The 1828-nt window shown below is 33.5% G+C and carries 1 protein-coding gene; it reads right to left on the reverse strand.

Annotation, left to right across the window (positions count from 1 at the left end; genetic code table 11):
- A partial coding sequence (locus tag ENL20_08345; GenBank protein HHE38565.1) for an orotate phosphoribosyltransferase occupies positions 1 to 1103 on the reverse strand: 1103 nt, incomplete at its 3' end.
- Positions 1104 to 1828: the final 725 nt, after the last annotated feature.

A 1828-nucleotide genomic window follows, 5' to 3' on the forward strand; every position in this document is an offset into this window, starting at 1 on the left:
ATCTCAAAGCATTTGCGTGAATAAGTTTCGTTTATCAAATTTCCTTTGGAACTCATTCTTGCCAGCACGAACGAGCTTCTGTTCTCCATTCCGTCGAAAAGTCCTTTCAAAATTCCCGCGCCGGCAACGAGATGAACCGTTACGAATTCCGCCCAATCGCAAATTTTATAAACTCCGTTTCGATATTGATGTTTCACCGTGTTTCCGATGTCTGCGAATTTACGGTCTTCAAAGATGATAAAATCGTATTTTTCTGCATATTCCTGCAGTTTGGGAACAAAATTCTCATCATAGTCATCAAGAATATCGATATGAGTTTTCAGCATCACGATCTCGGATGCAATTTCATCCAGAATCTCGAAAAACTCTTTCTGGGAAGTTACATCGAGCGAAAGAACCAGGTTGGATTTTTTCTCGATTATCTTCTTTTTCAGTTTCAAAGTTAGAGGATTGGTTACATCCGCTTTTTTCTTTTTTGGTTGGGAAATACTGGCTGTAAAATCTCTTACTTCATTTATTTTCTCGGAAGTTATCAAATCTTTTTCCTGCAGCAAATCCAAGATTTCTTCCAATGAAATTAGACTGTGTAATTCATATCCTGATTTTGCTAAATCTTCTTTACCTTTGGAACTACGGTCTATCACAACCACAAAATCTTTGATAATTACGCCTTCTTTTTCATACGCTTCCGCAGTCTCGATCTTGCTTGCTCCGGTTGTGATCAAATCATCGATAACCAGACATTTCGCACCTTTCTCGAATTTTCCGATGATGTTCTTCCCGGTTCCATATGCCTTTTCTTCCTTACGCATATACACCAGCGGTTTTTTCAGTTTGGAAGCGACCAGCGATGCAATGGGAAGTGCTGTGTAAGGGATTCCCGTGAGCACATCGAATTTCATATCTTTGATCCTTTCCGCCAGCAGTTCGGAAACTCCTTCCAGAATTTCCGGAAAACTGATCATATCCCGCAAATCGAAATAGAATGGTGAAACCAAACCGCTCTTAAGCGTGAACTTCCCGAATTTGATCGCTCCGATCTTCTCTAACTCAAATACGAATTGTTCTTTTGTCATTTTTTTATTTTCTCCTTGTTTTAGCATCAGATAAAATTACTAAATCTTACAACTTTTCTGAAATCAGTTTATTTATTACATCCTCAATCAAACTTTGTAGTATACATATGCTTTTTAGAACATCATTTGCAGATTTTTCTGATGTATGAGCCTGTTTTCCTCTACTTCTTGAAACAAAATTAATTTCTTTAATGACAATACTGAAATTTCTATTTAAACATTTAGTAATGTTTTCTGAAATAATTGAATTTCTATCGGTATCTTTTAGTTCAAACAATCTATTTATAATCTTCGTATGCTTATCACAAGAGATTGTAGAATTCTTTAATAAATTTTTAAATTCTTTTTTTTCCTTTGTTGTTAATAAAGAACCACTCTTGATACTTAATGGTTCTATTTCTTTTTTACCAATAAAAAATATTTCCTCTACGATTCCCCAAAGAATAAGCAACTTTGATTTAGGATTAATTTCACATAATGATCTGTTATATCGATCAAATATGAAATCAAAATACTCATATTTAACTAATAATTCATCAATTTTACTGTAATCAATAGCATGATACATTTTTACTGTTTTCCCAAAATAATAAGAAACTCCATTTCTTGGGATCTCTTCAAGAGAACTTGAAATTATTTGAAGTCCAATCTTTTTTATAAATGAATAACAATTGATAATTCTTTCAATTCTATCTAACGAATTTGAAATAAATTCTTTCACCTTTGATGTATTGTTTGTTTGGATTATTATC

The organism is Candidatus Cloacimonadota bacterium, assembly GCA_011372345.1.
Taxonomy (GTDB): domain Bacteria; phylum Cloacimonadota; class Cloacimonadia; order Cloacimonadales; family TCS61; genus DRTC01.